Source organism: Coprococcus sp. AF38-1, assembly GCF_003603945.1.
Taxonomy (GTDB): Bacteria; Bacillota; Clostridia; order Lachnospirales; family Lachnospiraceae; genus Coprococcus; species Coprococcus aceti.
Map to the genome: position 1 here is coordinate 179,644 of NZ_QVGO01000003.1, position 23,327 is coordinate 202,970.

Sequence of the window (23,327 nt, forward strand, 5' to 3'; positions counted from 1 at the left end):
TTCAAAATAAGAGACTGAAGGATGGAGATACATATGGAGATAAATGGAAAGACAAGATTATTAGGTTTGCTTGGTGATCCGGTTCAGCACACCATGTCACCGCTTATACACAACACACTCAGCGATATATTGGAAATCAATGAAGTGTATGTGCCGTTCCACACCCATAAGGAGGGGCTGGCGGATGCTGTAAAGGGAGCGTTTGAACTGAATATATTGGGAATGAACGCCACTGTACCTCACAAGAATGAGATAATGGCTTCACTTGTGGATATAGATGAGGGGGCAGCGGCAATAGGTGCGATCAACACTCTTGTCAGGACTGCAAACGGTTATAAGGGATATAACACAGATATGATGGGGCTGTCCAGAGAACTGGAGTCCTACGGAGTGGAACTTGACGGTAAAAAGGTTATCATACTTGGCGCAGGCGGTGCAGCGAGAGCTGTGGCATATATGTGCATGAATAAGGGTGCGGATAAGGTATATATCCTTAACAGAACGATCGAGAAGGCACAGACGATAGCAGAGGACATGAATGGTCATTTTTGCAGAGAGACAATGACTGCCATGAGACTTGGTGATTATGGACAGTTACTGCAGGAAAATGTAGATAATAAGTTCGTGGTATTCCAGTCCACATCGATAGGTCTGGCACCGAAAAATGAGGCGGTAGTCATCGATGATCCACATTTTTACGACAGAGTCAGTGTGGGAATCGATCTCATATATAATCCGTTTGAGACAAAGTTTATGAAGCTTTGCAGACAGGCTGGAGCATTGGCGTACAATGGTTTGCGTATGCTCCTTTATCAGGGAATAATTGCATATGAGCTCTGGAATGATATATCCATATCAGAGGATGTTGCTGATATTGTGTACGACAGGTTGCTGCAGTCAATCAGAGAAAATGTGATCCTCATAGGATTTATGGGATGTGGTAAGACAACTGTCGGGGAAGCTCTTGCGAGAAAGCTGAACTTTGATCTGCTGGATGTGGATTCTTATATAGAGGACAAGGCTGGTTGCAGCATAAAGCAGATATTTGCCGACAAGGGGGAAGAGTATTTCAGACAGCTTGAGACAGATACTCTTAAGGAATTGAACAGCCGGCTGTCACATACGGTTATATCCACTGGAGGTGGACTTCCTATGAGACAGGCGAATGTGGATGAACTCAGGCGAATGGGAAGAATAATATATCTGGATGTTAAGCCTGAGGAGGTAGTCAGACGACTGGCGGGAGATACGACCAGACCTCTTCTGCAGGGAGAAAATGTAGATCAGAGAGTGAGGGAACTTATGGGACAGCGAGGACCGGTGTATGAAGCTGCCGCTGATATCATAGTTCCGGTTACAGGAATTGAAATAGATGAGATAGTACAGGAAATAAGTTCTTATATAGAAGGTGGGAGATGATGGTTATGGACACAGCAATTGCTTATGAAAAGGTCAGAAGGATAATAGATGAGATGAATCTTGATGCGATATTGATCACTGACAGGTACAACATGAGATATATAGCATCGTACCGCGGCGAGGGCATTATAGTTCTGGCAGGATCAGGTAAGACAGTCATAACGGATTCAAGATATACAGAGCAGGTTCAGCGCGAGTGTGAAGGATATGAATGTGCGGATATTGCTGGAAAAGGATATGTTGCGTGTATTTCATCTATTCTTGATGGACAGAGAAAAAATTCTGGGAATCTGAGAGTTGGATTTGAGAATCTTAGCATCAGCTATAGAGAGTATTCGGAATATTCGACAGGAATATCCGGTGTGGAATGGATAAGTCTTGATGGTAAGCTGGATTCCTTAAGAGAGATAAAGACAGATGAGGAGATCGAGAATATCCATACAGCGGAGTCGATAGGAGACAAGGCATTTTCACATATACTGGAATATCTCAGACCTGGCATTACAGAGAAGGATGTTGCGCTTGAACTGGAGTATCATATGAAGAAAAATGGTGCGGAAGGCTTGAGTTTTGACACCATAGCTGCATCTGGAATGAATTCATCCATGCCGCATGCTATTCCTACGGATAAGACTCTGAATAAGGGGGACTTCCTCACTATGGATTTTGGCTGTATATATGAGGGATATTGTTCAGATATGACCAGAACCGTAGCAATAGGAAAGGCATCTGATTCAATGAAATATGTGTATGATACGGTACTCAAGGCTCAGACGGAGTCTATGAACATGATAAAACCAGGAGTCAGATGTAACGATGTTGATGCTGTTGCTAGACGTATAATAGCCGATGCCGGATATGGAGATTGCTTTGGACATGGACTTGGACATTCGGTGGGATTGTTTATACACGAGAATCCGAGATTTTCACCTAAGTGTGATGACATATTGAAACCTGGCATGGTCATAACAGTTGAACCGGGAATCTATATTCCTGGACAGTTTGGTGTCAGGATAGAGGATCTGGTTGTTGTGACGGAGGATGGTTACAGGAATCTTACAGGATCAGAGAAGAAGCTGATAGAGATTTAGTAGTGGCGGCTATCACGATATAGAACTCAGGTATCATACCGCAGGTCTTATACCGGGAGTCATCGTGAGTGCTGTAGGAGTATGTGCGTTTGTATTGCTGTGTATATACGACAGTAGAAAGCGCAGAAACGTAGACTTACCTGATAAAGGTTGATGGTATGGTAAAAAATAGTTGAAAATTTATTTCATATATTATAAAATGTGACAAGAAGTTTATATCTTTAAGGAGGATAAGATAGTTATGGCAGAGATGATCTCAGCAGGCGATTTTAGAAACGGCGTTACAATCGAATTCGAAGGAAATATTTATCAGATTATAGAGTTCCAGCACGTTAAGCCAGGAAAGGGTGCAGCTTTCGTTAGAACAAAGCTTAAGAACATCAAGAGTGGCGGTGTTGTAGAGAAGTCATTCCGTCCAACAGAGAAGTGTGAGAAGGCTCACATCGAGAGAAAGGACATGCAGTATCTGTACAATGACGGAGATCTTTATTACTTCATGGATCCAGAGACATATGATCAGATTCCTATCAGCTCAGCAGCTATAGGTGATTCACTTAAGTTCGTTAAGGAGAACGAGATGTGTAAGATCTGTTCACACAATGGCAACGTATTTGCTGTAGAGCCACCTCTCTTCGTTGAGCTTGTTATCACAGAGTGCGAGCCAGGTGTTAAGGGTGATACAGCTACAGGTGCAACAAAGCCATGTACAGTTGAGACAGGCGCACAGGTATCAGTACCTCTCTTCGTTAACGAGGGTGACACGATCAAGATCGATACACGTACTGGCGAGTATCTTTCAAGAGTATAATAATTGTTACCAGCATTAGGATATAACTACCTACGATAACATATAAGAAGAATAAGAGTCCCGGTGATTCAGGATATTTGAATCGCCGGGACTTTTTTGCGCTGTAAGCAACCAAAGGTTCTAACCTATCCACCCTCTGAATATACTTTTTATGTAGCTGTACAGACAGTGTTATATAGAAGAAGGACGATACATATGTGTGGAGAAGATATATTGCATCTGCTTCCCATCAGGATCAGGTGCATGGTTGAGAAGCTGAGGCTTGATTATGGGAGACTGTGGGAGATACGTCTGAGGGTGAATAGTCCATTTATACTTAGATACGAGGACTCGGAGATATATGTTGATTCCTGCGGATCAAGAACCTGTAATATGAAGGATGCGTACATAGTGACTGCCAGGGATGTGAACGACACTCTGGAATGTATCTGCAATCATTCCCTGTATGCCTATGAGGATGAGATACGTCAGGGCTTTATCACCGTGTGCGGTGGACACAGGGTAGGAGTTGCGGGCAAGATCATACTCGATGGAACAAGGATCAAATGCATCAGACACATATCATTTCTTAATATCAGGGTGGCACATGAGATCAAGGGATGCAGCGGTGATGTCCTGCCATACATATACAATGATGGCAAGCTGATGAACACGCTCATAGTGTCCGCTCCGTGTCACGGCAAGACCACACTGCTCAGGGACATCATAAGAGTAGTGTCTGACGGAGGAATGACAGTTGGTGTGGTTGATGAGAGATCGGAGATAGCGGCGTGCTACAAGGGTGTTCCGCAGAATGATGTCGGAATGAGGACTGATGTTCTTGACTGCTGTCCAAAAGCTTCAGGAATGATGATGCTGGTTCGAACCATGGCGCCTGATCTCATAGCGGTCGATGAGATAGGAGGGCAGCAGGATGTCGATGCCATTTTCGGCGTGATAAACTGCGGCTGCCGTCTGCTTGCAACTGCACATGGCTATTCCATGGATGATGTGAGAGACAGGGCAGGGATAAGGCGTCTTGTGGAGAACAGGGTTTTTGAGAGGTATGTTGTGCTTGGAGGCGATAAGGCAGGACAGATCTCTGATATATTTGACGGCCAGGGCAACCGGCTGTGCTGGTACGATTAGATGGGAGGCAGGACATGGTTAAGGCGATAGGGGGATGTCTGATCGTATATGCCTCATTTATGGTGGGACATGCCATAGGGCAGTTGCATGGGCGCATGGTGAAGGAGATGGAGGAAATGCTGCTCTTCATACAACTGTTCAAGGGGCAGATCATGTATGCCGGATCGGAGCTCCCGGAGATACTTGCCGACAGTGCAAAGCGTCTTAAGGGAAATGTTGGTAAATGGGTGAACGGTCTGGCGGAGATGTCTGAGAAGAACAGGGATAGGCCATTTGCAGAATTGTGGACAGACTCACTGGCGATGCTGAGGCGGGACAGTGCCCTGAGCTTGGAGGTGCTGGCGGATGTGGACAGGCTTGGAAAGATAATGGGAGATATGGACGTTGAGGCACAGCTCTCAAGGATAAATCTTGTGGAAGATATAATTACGGACAGATACCAGCGGGAACGCGCCAGAAGTTCCGGGATAAAGAGGCTTGCCAATTCACTTGGGCTGCTTGGAGGCGTATTCATAGTTATATTGCTCATGTAGGTTAAGAGGGAGAGACGATGACGATCCAGATACTTCTAAAAATAGGTGCAGTGGGAATTCTGGTGGCACTGCTCAACCAGATACTAAAACATTCAGGCAAGGAGGAGCACGCCTATCTGCTCAATCTGGCGGGACTCATCATTGTGCTTTCCTGGGTTATCCCGTACATAAGTGACCTGTTCAACGAGATCATGGATATTGTAAATATAGGGCAATAAATGAGAGTAGATGTGGGGGTAAATGATGAATCTCATGGCGGTTTCTCTGGCTGCGGTGATCGTGGTTCTGATAGCGGTGAAGATAAAAGAACTGGATTCCGGGTACGGGATCGTGTTGTCCATAGCCGGGTGTGTGATGCTCATGTATTTTGTTGTGAGCAGGTTCAGACTTATAGCTTCGTACATAGACAGGCTGACTGCGTACGTGTCGGTGAATATTTCATATATAGACGTGATCCTGAAAATGATAGGTATAGCGTATATATGCCGATTTTCATCAGATATCTGCAAAGATGCCGGCTGCAATGCCATGGCATCCCAGGTGGAGATGGCGGGAAAGATAACTCTTATTCTGCTCAGTATGCCTATACTCATGGGAGTTATAGATCTGGTGGTGACCATAGTTGAGGGGTAATTTGATAGTGGTGGTGCTGATGCTCTTTATGGGGGTGTCAGTGCCTGATGCGGCAAATGTGTGTAATGAGAGTAAAGTTGAATCATATGATACAGATATCAAATATTGTCCAGAATTTTATGCTGAGAATGAAAAGGAAAATACCACGGAAAGTGACTCTGATATTAACTCAGATATATTGGAGGACGACTCCGTCATCGGAAGCCTCAATGAGATCACAAAAGACAAATCCGACGTGACCTTCTACGACATATACGAGTCCCTAAAGAGTGGTGACGTGGATTCCACCATAGACATGGCACTAAAAGTGTTTTCCGACAGTGTCATATACGAGGTCAGGACAAGCAGGGGGCTGGCGCTGCAGATCATAGCGGTGATCGTGCTCGGAAGTACATTTGCCCAGCTTGCGGGAAATATGGGCGAGTATGTATCCGCCCATGGTTTCATGGTTACATACATGGTGCTGTTATCGTTGCTGCTGGGGGATTTCGTCCTAGTGCAGTCCATCGTGCAGGACACCATAGGAGATGTCACGGAGTTCATGAAAGCGTTCTATCCAATGTACGCCTCGTCTGTGTTATATGTGAGCGGCCCGGAGAGTGCCGGATATTCACAGTCGGTCATAATCCTGGTGATATACATTTGCCAGAATGTGATAATAAGGTTCATACTCCCCCTCATCAAATGCGGCGGGCTCATAGCACTCATAAATAATCTTGGAAGCGAGGATTATTTCTCCCGGATGGCGGGGCTTATGAAGAGCCTGGCGGTGTGGGGAATGCGGACAATGTTTGCGGTGGTAACCGGGATAAATGTGGTCAAGAGCATGATAGCACCGTCCATGGACAGGCTTTCAAGAAATGGCATACTCAGGACATTGGGAAAAGGTGCAGGGATGTCCACGGTGAGCGCTGTCATAAGTGTGATGGTGAGCACAGGAGAGTTTATCAGGAATTGTATGGGGATGGCGTGCACTATCATGATAGTGATACTGGCCGCAGTGCCAATGATCAAGATAATCGTCATCATGTTCATATTAAGGTTCATCGCCGCGGTGGTGCAGCCGGTCGGAGACAAGAGATATGCCGAGGCAGCAGGCATCATGGCGGAGACAGTGGAGCTTATGCTGAGGGCGTGCGGAATAAGCGTGATGATGTTCATCATAAGCATAGCCCTGATGTCGGTGAACATATCATAGAACGGATGGAGGATGTGCATGCTTGCTGAGTGGCTGAAAAATATAGTTGTGTGCAGTATACTTTTTTCTGTCGTGCTGTATATTGCCCCGGATCCGAAGATGCGCAGATATGTCCAGGCGGCTGTGGGATTTGTCATGATGATGGTTGTGATAAATCCTGTAATAGGCTGGCTTGGGTATGCGGACAGGATAGAGTTCAATACATACAGTGAATCGCTTGGAATGGACGTGGCCGAGGGCGATGATGAGATGTATGTCAGGGCCATGGAGGAGGTAGTGGAGCGGTTTATATCTGACAATTGTAATGCCGATGCGGTGGTGCGTATAGTCACCGGGGAGGAGCTTGGGATAGACAGCATGGAGATATCCATACAGTCTGATAAAGTAGACACAGACGGGATAAGATCTGCGGTGTCAGAGGAATACGGCGTTGATGAGAACAGGATTACCATCAGGAGGGGCAATACAGATCATATGCAGGAGGGACTGTAGTGGAGGATTCTAAGAAAAAGGGAATATCGGGGATTATGAATATATTGAAGAGCAGCAACAACAGATTATACAAGTTGCTGCTCATTTTGCTGTCAGGGATATGTCTGATGATAGTTGTGTGGCCGGCAAATAACAGCAAGACTGATAAAAATGACCAAAAGAGCGGATGGACCGGACAGTCCGATGAGACAGACGCGGATGTGACCGGCGGAAATGACCGGAATATGTCAGGGGATACCACGGATTATGTGGAGTATATGGAGGAGAGACTCACATCAGTGCTTGAGCAGGTGGACGGAATATCAGATGTGAGAGTGATGATAACGGTCAAGGACAGCGGTGAGAACATAGCACTCAAGGACTCCGGAAGCAGTTCCAGTGAGAACGGCGACAGCAGCCAGAGAAGCGTGTCGGAGGAGACGGTCATGGTGAGTGAGGGCAGTGGGAGCTCGCCGTATGTGGTCAGGTACAGGGAGCCGGAGACCGAGGGTGTGGTTATCATTTGCAAGGGGGCGGAAAATGGCGATACAACGCTGAAGATAACGAATGCAGTGCAGGCATTATTTGACGTGCCGACGCATAAGATTGTGATATTAGAAGCAAATTAATGTGGAGGGACTATGAAGAAATTCAGTGGAAAGAACAGACTGGCGGTCATCGCACTTGCAGTTATGATAGGGGTGGCCGGTTACATGAGCTTTGCGGATGCAGGAAAGGACAAGAAGAAGGAAAAAGCTGACAAAAAACAGGTGGAGGTGATCAACTATGAGGATCTATCGTCCATGGCGGAAAATGAGAACTCACAGGCGGTGAAGGATGAGAATGGCCAGACCGAGGATGTGGAGCTCAATGGCCAGGAGGATGAGATCGGTGACGCTGTACTCACCAGTGCACAGGTGACAAGCAATATGGCCGCGGCAAAGCTGAACCGTGAGCAGAGCAGATCAAGGAGCAAGGAAGCTTTGATGGATGTGATAGGTGATGAGGCACTCAGCGATTCGGCAAAGAAGGAGGCGACAGATACATATGTGAAGCTGAACGATACCATAGAGAAGGAGACAGATGTCGAGACAGTTCTGGCGGCAAAGGGGTATAGCGATGCCATAGTGACGATAAGTGATGAGGCTGTTGACGTGTCGCTGAATGTGGAATCGCTGTCGGATACCGAGAGAGCACAGATAGAGGACATAGTTATCCGAAAAACAGGGTATGATATAAGCAGTGTTGCAATATCTGTCATGGGTGGCAAATAGACAGCGGAAGGATAAGCCGTGAATCGCATATACTTGCAAAATAGCTGCCTTCAGATTATAATAAGATTCAAATAACCCATACGAAACGGGAGGTATGACCATGAGTGATAAGTTGAATGATGATATCGTGATTGAAGGCAGCGCGGTTCAGGATAATTCTTACAATATAGAAGAGAGCAATTCTCTGGGCAAAGTCCAGATAGCGGATGACGTAGTGGCTATCATAGCAGGGCTTGCAGCCGGAGAGGTTGAAGGTGTATACAGACTTACAGGCAACCTTCCAAATGAGCTTGCCTCAAAGTTCGGAAAGAAGAACCCTGCAAAGGGCGTTAAGGTAGAGCTTCTTCCCGGCAAGGTAAAGGTTGATATTGCGATAGAGGTTCTGTACGAGTACAGCATACCATCAGTATCAGGCCAGGTTCAGGATAAGGTCAAGCAGGCTATAGAGACTATGACAGGACTGAGTGTTGAGGAAGTCAACATAAGGATAGCCGGTGTACGTGTTGGAGACGGCAGATAGGATACAGATAAAGCTTTATATAGTGGAGAGGAAGATATGACTAGAAGAGAGATAAGAGACAGGATATTCAAGATAGTATTTACACTGGAGTTCAATGACGCTGAGGGCATGCAGGATCAGCTTGATTTTGCATTTGACCCTGAGATGCCGGGAGATGAGGAGGACGATCCGCTTCTGTACGGAATAGTCAGCGATGAGGACAGAGATTATATAACCACCAAGGTTAAGAATATCATCTCTAAGAAAGCAGAGATAGATGAGATCATTTCACAGATATCAGAAGGCTGGAAGCTTCCTCGTATAGGCAAGGAGGAGCTGGCTATATTAAGGCTTGGTGTCTATGAAGTGAAGTACGATGAGAGCATACCGGAGAAGGTCGCCATCAATGAGGCGGTTGAGCTGGCAAAGAAGTATTGTGATGCATCGGCGAGCAAGTTCGTGAATGCACTTCTTGCAAAGCTTGTATCCGGTGATAAGGACAAGAAGGAGAGTGGCGCAGATGCCACAGCAGAATAACATATATACAGTCAAGGAACTCAATGAGAGGATACAGGAGTTGGTCAGCGGCGAGCCGTGGCTTGGCAGTCTGGGGGTTGAGGGAGAGATCACAGGACTCGGAACAGACAAGAGAGGTCATATGTATTTCAGTCTCAAGGATCCCAGCGGAGTTCTGGCGGCTGTTATGTTTGCGGGAAAACAGGTATATGGACTCAAGTTTGCTCCGAAGAACGGAGACAAGGTTCATGCATTTGGTCATATTGATGTCTTCGTGAGAGACGGAAAGTATCAGCTCTATGTAGACAGGCTGGTGCGTGTGGGTGACGGCGAGGTGAATGCCAAGCTGGAGAGACTCATAGCCAGACTGGACGGCATGGGGCTGTTTTCGCAGGAATACAAGAAGCCTATTCCCGCCTATCCGAGGCGTATTGGTATAGTGACGGCGGGGGCAAAGGCTGCGATAAGCGATATCCGTGCAGTGGCAAAACGGAGGGATCCGTATGCCCAGCTCTATTGTTATCCTGCGACCGTGCAGGGACAGTATGCGGCGGCGGATATATCCAGAGGAATCGAGATACTTGATTCCATGGGGCTCGACCTCATAATCGTTGGAAGAGGCGGAGGCTCCAAGGAGGATCTGTGGGCGTTCAATGAGGAGCAGGTGGCATGGGCCATATTCAATGCGGAGACGCCTATCATATCGGCTACGGGGCATGAGATAGACACCACAGTTGCGGACATGGTTGCGGACAGGAGAGAATCCAATCCGTCCACGGCTGTCATGCATGCGCTTCCGGTGGTGGCAGAGACAGTTGCCGGATTTGACAGGAGACTTGAACAGCTCACCATGCTGATATCCGGCAGGATAGACAGACTTGCGAGGAGTCTGGATGGTTATGACAGGCAGCTCAGACTTTTGAGTCCATCCGGAAGAATGGACAGTCAGAGGCAGCAGCTTGACAGAATAGAGAAGCAGATAAATGGGCTGATGGCGGATAAGATAGAGGATAGATCGGTGCACTGTGACAGGCTTCATGACAGGATGAAGAGCGCGATGGGCAGAAAGTACGACATGACAAGGAATGCCCTGGCGGTCATGACGGAGAGGATACATGGCCTTTCGCCTACAGCTAAGCTCATAAATGGATTTGGATATATTTCATCGGATGGTGAGCCTGTCAGATCTGTGTCAGGGATCACACCTGGGGATGATATAGAGATAACTCTTCATGATGGAAGAATACAGGCGGTCGTGGCTGACGTGACCGGGCAGGAGGAATAGATATGGCAGAAGATACACAGAATATGGATACAGCGGACACTCTTCAGGATGTGTCCATAGAGGAGGCTCTTGCCAGACTTGATGAGATAGCGGCTGCGCTTGAGAATACTGATACGGGGCTCAAGGAGTCCATGGAGCTTTATTCTGAGGGCGTCCAGCTCATAAACAGATGCAGGAATTACCTGTGCGATGTTGAGAAAGAGATGATAACACTTTCGGGTCAGGAGGAAGCATGATAGATAAACTTATAGCGGAGAAGGCGGCAAGGATCAACGATATAGTTGAGAGCTATCTGCCACCTGCAGACGGATTTAACAGGACAGTGTGTGAGGCCATGGCGTACTCGGTAGAGGCGGGTGGAAAGAGGCTTCGTCCCATGCTCATGGAGGAGACATACAGGCTGTTCGGCGGCAAGTCAGAGGTTATAAAGCCGTTCATGGCTGCGATAGAGATGATACATACATATTCACTCATACATGACGATCTTCCGGCTCTGGACAATGACGATTACAGGCGCGGAAGAAAGACATCCCATGTGGTATTTGGCGAGGCGATGGCCATTCTTGCGGGGGATGCGCTGCTCAATTATGCATATGAGACCGCATGTAAGGCATTTGGCATGGGTGAGGATATACATGCTGTGGCGTCTGCGATGTGTGTGCTTGCGCAGAAGCCGGGGATAAACGGCATGATAGGCGGTCAGGTTGTCGATGTGGAGATGACCGGCAAGGAGCTCTCAAAGGAGCAGCTTGAATATGTGTATGAGAACAAGACCGGAGCCCTCATAGAGGCATCCATGATGATAGGCGCGATACTTGCGGGGGCAGACGAGGCTAAGGTTGCGGCGGTACACAAGATAGCATCGGACGTCGGCATGGCATTCCAGATCCAGGACGATATTCTGGATGTCTGTGGAGACAGTGCGCTTCTTGGAAAGCCGACGCTGAGTGATGAGGAGAATGGCAAGGTTACATATGTCACGATACATGGAATTGATGAATCCAGACGTTATGTGACTGAGCTGTCGGAGAGAGCAGTAAGAGAATTGGAAGAGATAGGCGGGGACAATGAGTTTCTGAAGGAATTGGTCATCTGGCTGATAAACAGGGATAAATAGGACTCCTCTCGTGGTGTGCATATGAATATACTGGATAGAATAAATAAACCAAACGATATAAAGGATATAGACAGGGAAGATCTGCCGGAGCTGGCGGATGAGATCAGAGAATTTCTGGTGTCGCATGTGAGCGAGACCGGTGGACATTTGGCTCCGAATCTTGGATGCGTGGAACTTACCATGGCACTTCACAGGGTTTTGGATTTCCCTGAGGATAAGCTTATATGGGATGTGGGACATCAGTCCTATGTCCACAAGATACTGACGGGCAGGAAGAATGAGATGGGCACTCTCAGACAGTTTGGAGGAATGAGCGGTTTCCCGAAGACCAGTGAGAGCCCGTGCGATGCGTTCAATACAGGACACAGCTCAACATCCATTTCCGCTGCGCTTGGAATGGCGTGTGCCAGAAGTATCAAGGGTACAAATGAGAAGATTGCCGCAGTGATCGGAGATGGCTCCTTCACAGGTGGCATGGTATATGAGGCCATGAATAATATGGCGGATATCAAGACCGGCTGCCTTGTTGTGCTGAACGATAACAATATGTCCATCGATCAGAATGTTGGCGGCATGTCCACATATCTCAGCAAGATACGTGTTGGGCAGCAGTACAATGATTTTAAGGGCAATGTGGAGAAGATCCTCATGAAGATCCCTGTGGCTGGAGAACATCTTGCCAGAGGACTGAAGAAGTCAAAGGATTCCATCAAGCAGATATTTGTGCCGGGGATGTTCTTCGAGGAGCTGGGAGTCACATATATAGGACCTATAGACGGACACGATATAGATGTGATGGAGGCCACTTTCCGAAAGGCGCTTAAGCTTAACAGACCGATCCTTGTGCATGTGAAGACAGTGAAGGGCAAGGGGTATACCCATGCCGAGAGACACCCTAGCTATTTCCACGGCGTTGATCCGTTTGATATACAGACTGGAAAGGTTATTAAGGACCGGAAGGCCATGACAAACACAGGAGTGTTTGCCAGAAAGCTGGTGGAGCTTGGCAAGGCTGATCCAAGGATAACGGCCATAACGGCTGCCATGGGCAAGGGAACAGGAGTGTCGGCATTTGCTGCGGAGTTCCCGGACAGAGCTTTTGACGTTGGCATCGCGGAGGAACATGCGGTGACGTTTGCCGCGGGACTTGCTGCGTCGGGACTGGTGCCAGTGGTTGCGATATACTCGTCATTTTTGCAGAGGGCATATGATCAGATCTTACACGATGTGTGCCTGCAGAAGCTGCATGTCATATTTGCCATTGACAGGTCAGGGCTTGTCGGTGCAGATGGCGATACACATCAGGGCATATTTGACACTGCGTTTCTGTCACATATTCCGAACATGACCATCATTGCGCCGAAGAACAGATATGAGCTCACCAGAGCGATGGAGTGGGCTGTTGCTTACGATGGTCCGGTTGCGCTCAAGTATTCCAGAGGAGAGGCTTATTATGGACTTAAGGAATACAATGCGGATATTGAGTATGGCAGGAGCGAGATGATCCACAGGGGACAGAAGCTTGCCATAGTGGCTGTTGGCAACATGGTTCAGGAGGCCGAGAAGGTATATGACAGACTGCTGGCAGAGGGAACAAATGTCACATTTGTCAATGCAAGATTTCTGAAGCCGATAGATACTGATATGATAGATGAGCTCAGCAGGGATCATGAACATATAGTGGTTATTGAAGAAGAGATAAAGCATGGCGGATACGGATCTCTGGTCGAGGAGTATGTCATGGACAGACACCTTGATGTGGATGTGACAGTGTGTGCCATTGAGGATACATTTGTACAGCATGGAAGCGTGGATGAGCTCAGGAGGATGCTGAAGCTTGACGCGGATTCGCTGTATGACAGGATAAAACATATAATATCGACAGATTGTACAGAATAAGAGGAAGACAGATGAAGAAGAGACTTGATGTTCTCCTTGTAGAACAGGGACTGGCAGATTCACGAGAGAAGGCGAAAGCCATCATCATGTCAGGAATAGTGTATGTTGACAATAACAAAGAGGATAAGGCCGGCACGACATTTGACGAGACTGCTAAGATAGAGGTCAGGGGCAACACCCTCAAATACGTGAGCCGTGGAGGCCTGAAGCTTGAGAAGGCTATGGATCATTTCGGTGTGGAGCTTGCGGGTAAGGTGTGCATGGATGTAGGTGCTTCCACCGGCGGTTTTACCGACTGTATGCTGCAGAATGGTGCGGTGAAGGTGTATTCCGTTGACGTGGGTCATGGACAGCTTGCATGGAAGCTCAGAAATGACGAGAGAGTTGTCTGTATGGAGAAAACAAATATACGATATGTCACACCTGAGGATATTGACGATAAGATTGAATTTGCTTCGATAGATGTGTCATTTATATCTCTTACAAAGGTGCTTCCAGCGGTAAAGGAGCTGCTTACGGATAGTGGAGAGATCGTGTGCCTTATCAAGCCGCAGTTCGAGGCGGGAAGAGAGAAGGTCGGCAAGAAGGGCGTTGTCAGAGAGCTTTCAACCCATATTGAGGTTGTGGAGATGATAGTCGGTTATGCCAGAAGCATAGGATTCCGCACACTGCACCTCAGCTATTCACCTATAAAAGGACCTGAGGGCAACATAGAATATCTGCTCCACATATCAAAGGATGAGTCGAAGACGGATGAGAAATTCGACATAAAGGCTCTGGTGGAGGAGTCCCACAACGAACTGAACAAGTCATAGAGGATACGATATGAAGAATTTTTATATAGTATATAACCCGGATAAGGATGAGGATAATCGTATAACGTCGGAGCTCACAGCGTATATTGAATCGCAAAATGGTGCGTGTAAAGCCATGGACTGCTACAGCTTCAGTGCATGTGACAAGCAGCAGGTTACGGATGAGCTTGAGAGCTTTGACTGTATACTTGTTCTTGGAGGGGATGGAACACTCCTCAATGTGGCATCCAGTGCCAGCCATGTGGAGATTCCTCTGTTCGGGATAAATCTTGGAACGGTGGGATTCCTCACTGAGGGGGAGATCACCAACTGGCAGACCATCATAGACAGACTGCTTGCGGATGATTATTCCATGCAGGACAGAATGATGATCAGGGGAACAGTCAGAACAGGAGATGGCAAGGAGTGCAGGAAGAGGGCACTCAATGATATAGTTATCAGCAGGGCAGGATTTTCAAGACTTATAGGTCTTGATGTCTATGTAAATGGAAGCTTTCTGAATGCCTATGATGGAGATGGAATCATCATATCGACCCCCACTGGCTCCACGGGTTACAATCTCTCAGCCGGAGGTCCGATCGTGGATCCTATGGCAAGACTGATGATCATCACTCCGGTATGTCCACATTCGCTGACTTCGAAGAGTATTGTGCTTCCTAGTGATGCAAAGGTTTCAATAGAGATCGCCAAGAAGAGGAAGACGCAGGACACCGAGGCGATAGTTTCATTTGACGGTGGAAATGATTTCGAGCTGGCAGCAGGCGATATCCTTGATATATGCGTGTCAAAGAGAACCACGCAGCTCGTAAAGGCGAGTGATGTGAATTTCTACGAGATACTTAGAAACAAGCTTGGGGGAAAGTGATATGAAACAGAAGCGACAGGCGAAGATTTTGTCGATAATCGAACAATATGATATAGAGACTCAGGATGAACTGCTGGAGAAGCTGGCAGAGGCGGGCTTTTCCACGACCCAGGCCACCATATCGAGAGATATAAGAGAGATCAACCTCACCAAGGTTGCCGTGGCGGGTGGCAGGCAGAAGTACACTCTGGGAAAGTCGGCAACACATGAGTCCATAGAGTCGTACAGAAAGGTTCTCGGGGCTGGCATATTATCCATGGTGCCGGCGGAGAATCTGATAGTGATCAAGACAGTGTCGGGCATGGCGATGGCAGTTGCCGCAGCACTTGACAATGTGGAGATAAATGGACTCCTCGGAAGTATAGCCGGGGACGACACCATATTCCTGGCGGTCAGAAGCCGGGAGATGACCGATTCGGTCATGAAGACGATAGATAAGATGCAGAGATGACAGCTCTCTGTAATATGTTATGTGTAATAAAGTCTGTGCGTCAACAGGAGGATACAAATGTTACTTAATGTACATATCAAGAATATTGCACTCATAGACGATGCAAATGTTAATTTTACCGATAATCTCAACATACTTACCGGTGAGACCGGTGCGGGTAAGTCCATAATCATGGGAGCCCTGAAGATTGGTATGGGAGATAAGCTTCCGAAGGATATAGTCAGGGAGCCTGACAAGGAGGGCTTCTGTCAACTGCTTTTCCTGGTGGATGATCCCCAGGTGATTGAGCAGATCAGAGATCTGGGAGTGGAGCCATCGGAGGATGGCGAGATACTCATCACGCGGAGAATAAATAATTCCAGAACCATAAACACTATAAATGATATGGCGGTGACCGCCGCAAAGCTCAGGGAGGTATCTGCGCTTCTCATAGATATGCACACGCAGCACCAGCAGCAGACGCTCCTTAAGAAAGCGGAGCATATGAAGCTTCTGGATAAATATGGCAGAGCATCCATAGATCCCCTGAAGCAGAAGGTTGCAGAGTGTCACAGAGAGTACGTCAAACTCAGGCGTGAGATGGACGAGCTCTCGATGGATGAGGCGGAGCGGAGCAGAAAGGTAGAATTCCTCAAGTACCAGATTGCGGAGATCGAGTCAGCAAATATAAAGACTGGTGAGGACGAAGATGTTGAGCATCAGTACAACAGGATGGTCAATTCACGCGATATAGTTGCGGCAGCTTCGGATGTATACAGCGTTACAGGTTATGAATCTTCTTCATCTGCGGGAAATGAGATCGGCAGAGCTCTGGCATCGATGAAGGGTATAAAGGATCTCGACGGAGAGATAGACGGTCTGTATAGTCAGTTGGAAAATATTGACGCGCTGCTGAATGATTTTAACGTTGAATTAAATGATTACATGCAGAGCATGGACTTTGACGATTCTGAGTTTAGAAGTGTTGAGTCCAGGCTTGACGTCATCAATGATATAAAGGGAAAATATGGAAGCACCGTGGAAGAGGTGTTCAAATATCTGGAGGACAGCAGGAAGGAATATGAAAGGCTGTCTGAATATGACGAATATATAGCAGGACTTTCAGACAAAATAAAAAAGGCGGAGAAAGCCATGCTCAAGGCAGCAGATGCGCTTACTGCTGAGAGACAGAAGCAGGCTGAGAATCTGTGCAGAGACATCAGAGATGCACTTGCTGATCTGAGTTTCATGGAGGTTCGGTTCGACATGGTATTTGACAGGCTTCCGGAGTGTACGGCAAATGGAATCGATGACTGCTATTTTGTCATTTCGACAAATGTCGGCGAGAAGCTGAGACCGTTATATGACGTGGCTTCAGGCGGTGAGCTCTCAAGGATCATGCTGGCGATCAAATCCTGCATGGCGTCCGAGGACAATATCGGCACTCTTGTATTCGATGAGATCGATGTGGGAATAAGCGGCCGTGCAGCTCAGAAGGTTGCTGAAAAAATGGCAGTTATTTCCAGAAGCCATCAGGTTATAAGCATAACCCATCTTCCGCAGATCGCAGCGATGGCAGACAGTCATTATCTCATAGAAAAGTCTGCCGACGAGGGCAAGACAGTGACAAGGATCGTCCGATTAAGCGACGAGGAATCAACAGAGGAGATCGCAAGACTTCTCGGCGGCGTGACCATAACTGAGGCAGTCATGAGCAATGCCCGCGAGATGAAACAAATGGCAGAAAAGACAAAAAAATACTGATATAAAGTTATTCCTAACACAACATACTAAGAGTAACAGCCAAGGCTGTTACTCTTTTTTTATAAGCTATTAGTTGTTTTTAAGTATATGTAGGAGGAATAGATTATGAGGCGATATAAGAAAGTGATCATATGGGTGGCTGTGGCGGATCTGTTGCTCCTTGCAGCACTATTGGTTTTATGTGTGTTGGTGGACAGACGAGTGGATGTTGAAAGGTCAGAGAAGACAAGCTCAACACTTGATGGGGTAGTGTCAAGGGCGACCACGAAGGATGCGGAGTTTGGAAGTGATATATTTGACCGACCTGTAGTTCCGTCCGGCGAGGCGATGGGAATCTATATGAAGACGGATGGAGTTTTGGTGGTGGATGTATGCAGCTTTAAAAATGAAAATGGCGAGTCCTGTTGCCCTGCTGATGGAAAGGTCTGTACAGGGGATTATATTGTGAGTGTAGACGGTATGGAGATATCTAAGAGGTCGGAGCTGCTTGATATTGTTGCTGAAAGCCAGGGTGATAGCTTGTCCGTGAGATATATAAGGGATGGGGAGGAGAAGGTCTGTAGCATCACGCCGGAAAAAAACGAGAATGGCGCTTATCTGCTGGGCGCGTGGGTGAAGGATGATGTGTCGGGAATAGGCACGGTTACATTTGTCGACGGAACAAATTTCATGGCCCTTGGACACAGTGTGTCGGATATAGATACGGGAGTTATGATGCGGTGCAGCACCGGCGGTGTGTACACAACGGATATTACAAATATAAGCAAGTCGTACTCCTCGGAACCGGGCAGACTTCAGGGAAGCATTGCCTATAGAAGATCTTTGGTCGGCATTATTGACGGCAACAGTGCAAGTGGAATATATGGTCATCTGGACACAAGCTATTGCCAGGCAAAATACGGCGATGCGGAGCGTATGTATATAGCCAGAGGTCATGAAGTCCGCAAGGGGCAGGCTTATATATATTCCAGAATGAGCGGCGAGCTTGAGAAGTATGAGATAGACATAGAGTATGTGGACAGGAATTCATCCGACAAGAATATAGAATTCCACGTGACCGATGATGCTCTCATAGACCTGACGGGCGGAGTGGTACAGGGAATGTCCGGTTCCCCGATCATCCAGGATGGCAAGATAATCGGCGCAGTCACCCACGTATTCGTAGACGATCCAACCAGGGGGTATGGGATTTTTATTGAAAATATGCTGGAGGAGTGAAATTAATCCTGTTTAGTGATAAAATTAAGAACAGAAGTGCCGGACTTTAGCATAAGGCAGACCGGCACACACAAACATCCCAGGAGGGCAAGAAAATCAAGGTTTCAAAAATTTCACTATGTCATACACTAAAGAATTATAAAAAAGAGAATTTGCTTCCTGATCTTTTGACAGGAATTATCATAGCGGCGGTGTCCATACCGATATCGATGGGGTATGCACAGATAGCCGGGCTGCCGGCGGTATATGGATTGTATGGTTCGGTGTTCCCGATCATAATATTTGGATTGCTGTCCACGTCGAGGCAGTTCGTGTTCGGTGTGGATGCCGCGCCTGCGGCGCTGGTCGGAGCTGCACTGGTGACGCTTGGGGTTGCGCCGGGAACGGAGCAGGCGATGCAGGTTGTTCCAGTGATAACATTTTTCACGGCGCTGTGGCTGCTGGTATTCTTCCTGTTCAAGGCGGGCAAGCTTGTAAATTACATATCGACTCCTGTCATGGGCGGATTCATATCAGGAATATGCACCACCATCATACTAATGCAGGTGCCGAAGCTCTATGGAGCCGGAGCGGGAACAGGAGAGCTGTTCGAGCTTGTGGAGCACATAGCAGAGACGATAGGAGATGTAAATGTGCCGTCAATAATCATGGGATTTACGGCTCTTGCGGTACTGCTTGTTTCACGAAGATTAATACCAAAGTTTCCGATGGCGATATGCGTCATGACAGCGGGAGCGTTGCTGTCCTGCGTGATAGATATGGATGAATACGGAATAGTATGTCTGTCGGAGGTGAGCAGAGGACTTCCACAGATCGTTGTACCACAGATAGATGAGAGGATGCTTCCAAATATCATGACGGTCAGTCTGTCGATAGCAGTGGTAATCATGGCGGAGACGCTTCTGGCTGAGAACAATTTCGCCCAGAAGAACAGATATAAGATAGACGATAATCAGGAGCTTCTGGCATTTGGAATGGCAAATCTTGCAGCGGCATTCACAGGCTGCTGTCCGATAAACGGTTCCGTGTCCAGAACCACAATGAGTGAGCAGTATGGAGGCAGGACACAGCTCACTGGAATATTTGCAGGAGTAGTGATGATCGTGATCCTCGTGTGTGGAACGGGATTTATAGGTTATCTGCCTGTTCCGGTGCTCACGGCAATCGTCATCTCCGCACTCTACAGTGCTCTGGAATTTGATCTGGCGGCAAAGCTGTGGGAGGTGAGTAAGGTGGAATTCTACATATTCTGCGGAGCTTTCCTAGGTGTGCTGGTACTTGGAACGATAAATGGAGTTCTTATAGGAATCATACTCTCATTTGCCGCAGTCATAAGGAAGGCTGCGGACCCTCCGAGAAGCTTCCTTGGACTGGTACCTGGACATGAGGAATTCCTTGCGCTCGAGAGGTTCAAGCATGCATACCCGATACAGAATATAGTTATTTACAGATTCAGCAGTAATCTGTTCTTTGCAAATATAGCCATATTCCAGAAGGATATCATGGATGCGGTACAGGATGACACAAAGGCGGTCATAGTGGATGCGTCCGCCATGGGAAGCGTGGATGTGACGGCTGCCAAGGCCCTCAGGATCATGTATGATACGCTGAAAGAGAAGGGGGTGAAGCTCTATATCACGGAGCATATAGGCCAGCTCAACGCCCAGCTCAGAAAGCTTGGACTTGGCGACATGATAGAGGCAGGATGCGTGAGACAAACCATGGAGAGAGCACTGTCAGACTGCGGCCTTGAGAGTCCATATCCATTGGTTGGTGTACATAACAGCTATCATGACATCAGGAGAAAGAGAGCGGAGCACATGGCTCAGGAGCTTGTGTGGGCATTTGGCGATGATGCGGAAGATGTCATAGAGAAGCACATCCGCGAGTCCATAGGCAGTATGAAGAATGGAACCGGGGTTGAACAGCTCATGACCGGTTTCTGGAAGCAGATGGATATACAGGATGAGGAAGAATGGCTTGAGCATATGGAGGCCCACATAGAGGAGATCGTGAGGGCCACAGGCGAGGATGAGGACTCTGTTGCAGAGCGTATCGAGCGCAGGCGGAGCCAGCTTCTTCACAGGCTTGAGAGCGAGCATCCTGAATTTGTCGACAGATATAAGGCGAGAAGAAAACGAATGGATGAGCACCTGAAGGAGCACAATCCGGCGGCCTATGATGCGATCATAAGACTCAGAGAAAAAGAACATACAAAAGAGAAGTGATCATGCGCGGCATATCGACCCGAAAAGGGAAGATATGCCGCATTTTTTCATTAAATGTGCGTATGTGGTCTGCTGGTGTCAGTCGCAGTAGAAAAAATGTTTTCCGGAAGCTGATGCTGTCGTAACTTGCGAAGTTCTATATATTCCCAAGAAAACTACATTTATATATAATGTTCGTAGTGGAATAACAGGAATAAAAAAGTAAATATTGTTATTCCGTCACTATACTTGGGAAGGAGTATAACATGAGTCATGTTAAAGTTATGATGGTAAAACATGACAAAAGAGAAATTGAACAGCTAAAGCACGTATTTGAGGATATGCCTGATTATGAGTACATTGGATGTTGTGAGAAGGGTGACGAAGCTGTTAAGAAAATTGCAGAAGATAAGCCAGACATAGTGATCGCGGACGAGGTTATACCCGGTACGGATATCACGGATATGGTCGAGGGCGTATCTGGAAATAAGAACCTGAGAAATGTCAAATTTGTGCTCTGTTCATCGAAGCAGCACAGAAATTATCTGGACTTTGTATTTTCGACGATAGGTGACAAGGCAGTGGTGAGACTGCTTGAACAGCCATACGATGAGAAGAAGGTCAGAGGTGTGCTTGATGATGCATGTAAAGGTCGCGGAAGCAATACGACTCAGCTTCTGAAGATGGATGAAAATGAGCAGAAGACGGACGAGCTGGAGGCGGTGGTGACCAGGATAATCCACGAGATAGGCGTTCCGGCGCACATCAAAGGCTACCAGTATCTCCGAAGTGCGATAGTCATAGCAGTTGGGGATATGGACATTTTGAATTCCATAACAAAGCAGCTTTATCCGACGATCGCCCAGATGTACGGCACAACTGCATCAAGGGTAGAGAGAGCCATAAGACATGCCATAGAGGTGGCCTGGAGCAGAGGAAAGATAGAGACTATCAACGAACTGTTTGGTTACACCATAAGTGCGGGCAAAGGAAAGCCTACGAACTCAGAATTTGTCGCCCTCATTGCCGACAAGATAAGACTGGAAGCGAAGATGAGAAATGCAGGGTAATTTGTAGTAAAATGTTGTCATAATATGTGATATTAAAAATGATATTAAAAGCACTTGACAAATTATATCATATTTAATATTATTATAAAGTAGTTGGGATAAGCGCTTAATCCTGTAAATTTATACATAACAAGGGAGATACTATGGGAAACAAAGGGATCGAAATTGTAATTGCTGATGGCGACAGCACACAGATAGCAAAACAGATCGCCACATATGCATCAAAGGACGAGATGAGAGTAGTTGATATGGTCAGCACCGGGGATGAAGCGGTGGAATCAATAAAGCTTTACAAGCCGGATATAGTGATACTGGACATTTGCCTTTCGGGAATGGATGGCTTGGGAGTGATGGAGCATATGAGTGAACTGCCTGAATATCAGAATACGATATTTGTGGTACTCACATCGGTGTCATCACAGAGACTTATAAGATGTGCATTTGAGATGGGTGCGACATATTATATCCTGAAGCCATACAATCCGGTGCAGCTTGTGACAAGACTCAGACAGATGTATATGAAGAAGAAGGAGCTTGAGTCAGGGCTGAACGACAAGCTTACATGTCTCACAGAGAAGAGTATGGCACACAAGATAGAGAATACTATAGAGAGCGATGTGACGGATATCATCAGGGATATAGGTATTCCTGCAAATATAAAGGGCTACCAGTACATCCGTGAGGGCATCATCATGGCGGTCAACGATGTGAACATGCTGAACTACATAACAAAGCTTCTCTATCCGACGATAGCGAAGAAATATAAGACCACATCCTCCAGCGTAGAGAGAGCCATAAGACATGCCATAGAGGTGGCGTGGAACAGAGGTCAGATAGACACCATCAACGATTTGTTTGGATATACAGTGAATGCGGGAAAAGGCAAACCGACAAATTCCGAGTTTATCGCACTCATAGCGGACAAGCTCAGAATAGAGTATAAGAAAAGGGCATAACAGGCTCACAGAGTAGGCAACATACCTTGAAGAACTGACAGTTATCATGTATAATAACTTAGGTACAAGAAGCAGGATACGGCAAGTACCCTGCTTTTCTTTATGTACCGGGATAATTTGCAAAATTACTA

Annotated in this window: 25 protein-coding genes; all 25 read left to right on the forward strand. The window is 47.0% G+C overall.

Annotated elements, in window-relative coordinates:
* The first annotated feature begins 33 nt into the window (after positions 1-33).
* The 25 genes from DW025_RS05330 to spo0A (DW025_RS05450) all read left to right on the forward strand — a co-directional run bounded on the left by DW025_RS05330 (position 34) and on the right by spo0A (DW025_RS05450) (position 23,196).
* Positions 34-1,419, forward strand: coding sequence for a shikimate kinase (locus tag DW025_RS05330; protein ID WP_119999219.1), 1,386 nt, complete (start codon positions 34-36; stop codon positions 1,417-1,419).
* Positions 1,419-2,510 carry a M24 family metallopeptidase gene (locus DW025_RS05335; RefSeq protein WP_118757625.1) on the forward strand — a complete coding sequence of 364 codons (1,092 nt, stop codon included), beginning with the start codon at positions 1,419-1,421 and terminating at the stop codon, positions 2,508-2,510. The genes DW025_RS05330 and DW025_RS05335 overlap by 1 nt, the downstream gene beginning before the upstream one ends.
* 250 nt (positions 2,511-2,760) lie before the next feature.
* Positions 2,761-3,318, forward strand: a complete 558-nt coding sequence (gene efp / locus DW025_RS05340; RefSeq protein WP_055144922.1) for an elongation factor P — start codon at positions 2,761-2,763, stop codon at positions 3,316-3,318.
* Positions 3,319-3,513: 195 nt separating this feature from the next.
* Positions 3,514-4,446 (forward strand): stage III sporulation protein AA, encoded by a 933-nt coding sequence (spoIIIAA, locus tag DW025_RS05345; protein ID WP_119999092.1) that lies wholly within the window; start codon positions 3,514-3,516, stop codon positions 4,444-4,446.
* Positions 4,447-4,460: 14 nt separating this feature from the next.
* The gene (locus tag DW025_RS05350) at positions 4,461-4,979 is read left to right on the forward strand and encodes a stage III sporulation protein AB (RefSeq protein ID WP_055272703.1); all 519 of its coding nucleotides are present in this window, start codon (positions 4,461-4,463) and stop codon (positions 4,977-4,979) included.
* A gap of 17 nt (positions 4,980-4,996) precedes the next feature.
* On the forward strand, positions 4,997-5,197 hold the full coding sequence (gene spoIIIAC, locus DW025_RS05355) for a stage III sporulation protein AC (RefSeq protein ID WP_015533564.1): 201 nt from the start codon (positions 4,997-4,999) through the stop codon (positions 5,195-5,197).
* A gap of 22 nt (positions 5,198-5,219) precedes the next feature.
* Positions 5,220-5,612 (forward strand): stage III sporulation protein AD, encoded by a 393-nt coding sequence (gene spoIIIAD, locus DW025_RS05360; RefSeq protein WP_082418022.1) that lies wholly within the window; start codon positions 5,220-5,222, stop codon positions 5,610-5,612.
* Positions 5,602-6,810, forward strand: coding sequence for a stage III sporulation protein AE (locus tag DW025_RS05365; RefSeq protein ID WP_133302879.1), 1,209 nt, complete (start codon positions 5,602-5,604; stop codon positions 6,808-6,810). The genes spoIIIAD and DW025_RS05365 overlap by 11 nt, the downstream gene beginning before the upstream one ends.
* An 18-nt stretch (positions 6,811-6,828) precedes the next feature.
* On the forward strand, positions 6,829-7,302 hold the full coding sequence (locus DW025_RS05370; protein ID WP_158547566.1) for a stage III sporulation protein AF: 474 nt from the start codon (positions 6,829-6,831) through the stop codon (positions 7,300-7,302).
* Entirely contained in the window at positions 7,302-7,910 is a 609-nt protein-coding gene (locus tag DW025_RS05375; protein ID WP_117548751.1) for a hypothetical protein, read from the forward strand. Before DW025_RS05370 ends, DW025_RS05375 begins: the two co-directional genes overlap by 1 nt.
* 12 nt (positions 7,911-7,922) lie before the next feature.
* Positions 7,923-8,555 carry a SpoIIIAH-like family protein gene (locus DW025_RS05380; protein ID WP_117548752.1) on the forward strand — a complete coding sequence of 211 codons (633 nt, stop codon included), beginning with the start codon at positions 7,923-7,925 and terminating at the stop codon, positions 8,553-8,555.
* Between the two features lie 100 nt (positions 8,556-8,655).
* Positions 8,656-9,075 carry an Asp23/Gls24 family envelope stress response protein gene (locus tag DW025_RS05385; protein WP_015533560.1) on the forward strand — a complete coding sequence of 140 codons (420 nt, stop codon included), beginning with the start codon at positions 8,656-8,658 and terminating at the stop codon, positions 9,073-9,075.
* Between the two features lie 36 nt (positions 9,076-9,111).
* The gene (gene nusB, locus DW025_RS05390) at positions 9,112-9,591 is read left to right on the forward strand and encodes a transcription antitermination factor NusB (RefSeq protein WP_117548753.1); all 480 of its coding nucleotides are present in this window, start codon (positions 9,112-9,114) and stop codon (positions 9,589-9,591) included.
* The gene (xseA, locus tag DW025_RS05395; RefSeq protein ID WP_158564570.1) at positions 9,575-10,855 is read left to right on the forward strand and encodes an exodeoxyribonuclease VII large subunit; all 1,281 of its coding nucleotides are present in this window, start codon (positions 9,575-9,577) and stop codon (positions 10,853-10,855) included. Before nusB ends, xseA begins: the two co-directional genes overlap by 17 nt.
* A 2-nt stretch (positions 10,856-10,857) precedes the next feature.
* A complete protein-coding gene (gene xseB, locus DW025_RS05400; RefSeq protein ID WP_015533558.1) occupies positions 10,858-11,091 on the forward strand; it encodes an exodeoxyribonuclease VII small subunit in 234 nt (77 codons plus the stop codon).
* Positions 11,088-11,972 (forward strand): polyprenyl synthetase family protein, encoded by an 885-nt coding sequence (locus DW025_RS05405; protein WP_015533557.1) that lies wholly within the window; start codon positions 11,088-11,090, stop codon positions 11,970-11,972. Before xseB ends, DW025_RS05405 begins: the two co-directional genes overlap by 4 nt.
* Before the next feature lie 21 nt (positions 11,973-11,993).
* A complete protein-coding gene (gene dxs / locus DW025_RS05410) occupies positions 11,994-13,871 on the forward strand; it encodes a 1-deoxy-D-xylulose-5-phosphate synthase (RefSeq protein WP_117548756.1) in 1,878 nt (625 codons plus the stop codon).
* An 11-nt stretch (positions 13,872-13,882) separates the two neighbouring features.
* On the forward strand, positions 13,883-14,686 hold the full coding sequence (locus DW025_RS05415; RefSeq protein WP_119999094.1) for a TlyA family RNA methyltransferase: 804 nt from the start codon (positions 13,883-13,885) through the stop codon (positions 14,684-14,686).
* 10 nt (positions 14,687-14,696) lie between these two features.
* Positions 14,697-15,551: an NAD(+)/NADH kinase gene (locus tag DW025_RS05420; protein ID WP_117548757.1), complete on the forward strand. Its 855-nt coding sequence runs from the start codon at positions 14,697-14,699 to the stop codon at positions 15,549-15,551.
* A gap of 1 nt (position 15,552) precedes the next feature.
* Positions 15,553-16,002, forward strand: a complete 450-nt coding sequence (locus DW025_RS05425; RefSeq protein ID WP_117548758.1) for an arginine repressor — start codon at positions 15,553-15,555, stop codon at positions 16,000-16,002.
* A 57-nt stretch (positions 16,003-16,059) separates the two neighbouring features.
* Entirely contained in the window at positions 16,060-17,745 is a 1,686-nt protein-coding gene (gene recN, locus DW025_RS05430; RefSeq protein WP_119999096.1) for a DNA repair protein RecN, read from the forward strand.
* Positions 17,746-17,850: 105 nt separating this feature from the next.
* Positions 17,851-18,963 carry a SpoIVB peptidase S55 domain-containing protein gene (locus DW025_RS05435; protein WP_119999098.1) on the forward strand — a complete coding sequence of 371 codons (1,113 nt, stop codon included), beginning with the start codon at positions 17,851-17,853 and terminating at the stop codon, positions 18,961-18,963.
* Between the two features lie 152 nt (positions 18,964-19,115).
* Entirely contained in the window at positions 19,116-21,191 is a 2,076-nt protein-coding gene (locus DW025_RS05440) for a SulP family inorganic anion transporter (protein ID WP_201858974.1), read from the forward strand.
* Between the two features lie 245 nt (positions 21,192-21,436).
* Complete coding sequence (spo0A, locus tag DW025_RS05445) at positions 21,437-22,240, forward strand: sporulation transcription factor Spo0A (RefSeq protein WP_015533551.1); 804 nt, start codon at positions 21,437-21,439, stop codon at positions 22,238-22,240.
* A gap of 143 nt (positions 22,241-22,383) precedes the next feature.
* A complete protein-coding gene (spo0A, locus tag DW025_RS05450) occupies positions 22,384-23,196 on the forward strand; it encodes a sporulation transcription factor Spo0A (RefSeq protein WP_015533550.1) in 813 nt (270 codons plus the stop codon).
* The last annotated feature ends 131 nt before the right edge of the window (positions 23,197-23,327 follow it).